Origin of the sequence: Zavarzinella formosa DSM 19928 (assembly GCF_000255705.1) — a bacterium.
GTDB lineage: Bacteria > Planctomycetota > Planctomycetia > Gemmatales > Gemmataceae > Zavarzinella > Zavarzinella formosa.
In genome coordinates this window covers 269,243-271,305 of sequence record NZ_JH636440.1, presented here as the reverse complement: position 1 = coordinate 271,305, position 2,063 = coordinate 269,243, and the positions used below count along the sequence as shown (strand labels likewise).

The 2,063-nt window shown below is 58.2% G+C and carries 2 protein-coding genes; both read right to left on the bottom strand.

Going from position 1 to position 2,063, the window contains the following annotated elements; genetic code table 11:
* Positions 1-348 precede the first annotated feature (348 nt).
* Positions 349-1,506, bottom strand: coding sequence for a hypothetical protein (locus tag BGIM_RS0111840; RefSeq protein ID WP_020469989.1), 1,158 nt, complete (start codon positions 1,504-1,506; stop codon positions 349-351).
* On the bottom strand, positions 1,503-1,988 hold the full coding sequence (locus BGIM_RS0111835; protein ID WP_020469988.1) for a DUF4365 domain-containing protein: 486 nt from the start codon (positions 1,986-1,988) through the stop codon (positions 1,503-1,505). Before BGIM_RS0111835 ends, BGIM_RS0111840 begins: the two co-directional genes overlap by 4 nt.
* Between the last annotated feature and the right edge of the window lie 75 nt (positions 1,989-2,063).

Genomic DNA, 2,063 nt, shown 5'->3' with positions numbered 1-2,063 from the left:
TTTTCGGCAAACTCGCACTTTCGTTCGACGTGGGAGCTATTTAGTTCCAAAATTTTCCGAATGATACTACCTATCGTTCGGGAAATAGCCCGTTTTACAAGTATATATACTTCTTAAGCGGCCGAATTCGATTGGATTTTTACCAGCAGTACAAGCGTGCCAATCAGAGTCGTCGGCCATCTTAATGATTTGGAAAGATCACATTCAGACAACTGATGGTTAGATTGGGGCGAGTTCATCAAACTATGGAAGCAATCTTATTCACATCGGCGATAAAGGGCAGATTCTTCATTTTGTCGTTATCAATATATTGAAGACGGAAAGATGGTCACACCGAGAAATATCCGCTCACTCGTCGCTCACAATCGCAAAGTCTCTCGGCGTCTGAATAGCCAAGTTCGTTCCCGAGCGGGTTAGAATTCCGCGGCAAGTTACCTCGGCCCGGCTTTCGTAGGCTTCCCAAGCCAGGCGGTGCGAGGGTTCGTCGAGGTTGATTTGCACTTTCCGGGGACGGCCCGAGAGGATGTCCCGCACGGTGACCGGGCCGACCAGCGGGCCGTGGGCGTGGTCGGCTTTGAGGGCGACGATCACGCCGCGAATCTCCGTCTCTTCAGCGGGCGCCGTTCTCCGGTACAACCGGGCGGCCTCGGAGATTACCGGGAAACGGTCGCCGGGGAAGACGATCTCGCGGGCAATCCCGGCGTCGGCCGGGCGGGAGCGTGCCCAGGTGAACGAAACGACGAGTTCGTCGTTGGGCTGCGCGGAGGGGCCGCCAATGCCCACCAGCGCCGAACAGAGATTGGCGCTGACACCGTCTTGGACGGCCCGGTCGAATCCGTCCGTCTGAAAGGATGTCATCGCCTCATCAGCGGCGGCCCGGAGGGCGACGAGCGCCTTGCTCATCTGGGTCACGGCCAGCCGTTCATATGGTTGCTCGACATCCGCCCCGAACAGGTCAACTTGTTTCGGGTTCAATTGGGGCGGCACCGGGGACAACACGGTGATGACATAGCTTCCGCGTTCGCTCTGGCCGAGGCGAAGCGTTTGGACGTAATCCCGCGCCTGCTGGGCCTTGAAGTTTCCAAAGTAGGGCCGCTTGGCCACGGCAGCGCAGGCTCCGGCGAGGAAGAGCTCGCGGGTGTTTTCGACCAGAGCCTCGCCGCGATCCAGCGGGATCGATCCGTCGTGGGCTGAGGCATAGCGATAACGCACCCGGACGACATCGCTGCTGGCGGTTTGGATGTCGCCGAGGACTTCCAGTTCGGAACGCTTCTCGACGGCGGCGATAAGAGGAACCGTCTCGGCCATCCGGTCAACGTAGTCTTTGTACTGCCGGTTGAGCGGGACCATCAGTTCGACCATCTGGCCATCAAACGTGGTGCGCCAAGTCGAGGAATGTCCGGGGCGGTTGTCGCCCGCCGTCCAGTTGGCCGAACGCAAATAAGCAGCGAGGTCCGTCGGGTTCAATGTTTCATAAACGGCCCGGTCGCGGATGCTGACGTTCATATGGCGCCTCCGACCGGCAACAGGGTCCGCAAGGCTGCGGGCGAAAAGATTTGTGTTCTGGGCAAGTCGATGGTCACGCTGGCCGTGTTGTCGGACGGCGGCCATGATTGAAGCGATGTCCAATACCCGCACCGATGCAGCGAAAGACAATCCGGGGATTGGATCAGCCAGTCGGCGGGTGACGGTGGGACAAGAACAACAACAAGGATTTTCGGCGTGTAGTGATCGCCGACGAGTTCGTTGTAGTTTTTGGCTTTGAGGACGTAACGAAACATGGTGTCGTTGCCCGCCAGTTCGGTCACGCACTTGAGTTGGGCGTCGAGCTTGGGCGATTGGGGACGGCCCGCGACACTCTTCACCGAAAAGCCAATGTCGATGCTGTCGGCATCAACATCCATTCTGTAAATGTTGACACGCGCGGCCGCCGCCACGGCTCGGACGTAGGCAATGCTGAATTGCTCCTTTTGCTGTTCTTCCGTCATGCTTGCCTCCGCGATGCTTGGCTATTTTACAACATCCCACTGGCAAACGGCGACACTGCCGCCAACAGATCGCCC

What these genes read in the sequence shown, in the direction of transcription:
- BGIM_RS0111840 (WP_020469989.1), bottom strand. Translation starts at nt 1,506, where the DNA reads ATGAACGTCAGCATCCGCGACCGGGCCGTTTATGAAACATTGAACCCG.
- BGIM_RS0111835 (WP_020469988.1), bottom strand. Translation starts at nt 1,988, where the DNA reads ATGACGGAAGAACAGCAAAAGGAGCAATTCAGCATTGCCTACGTCCGA.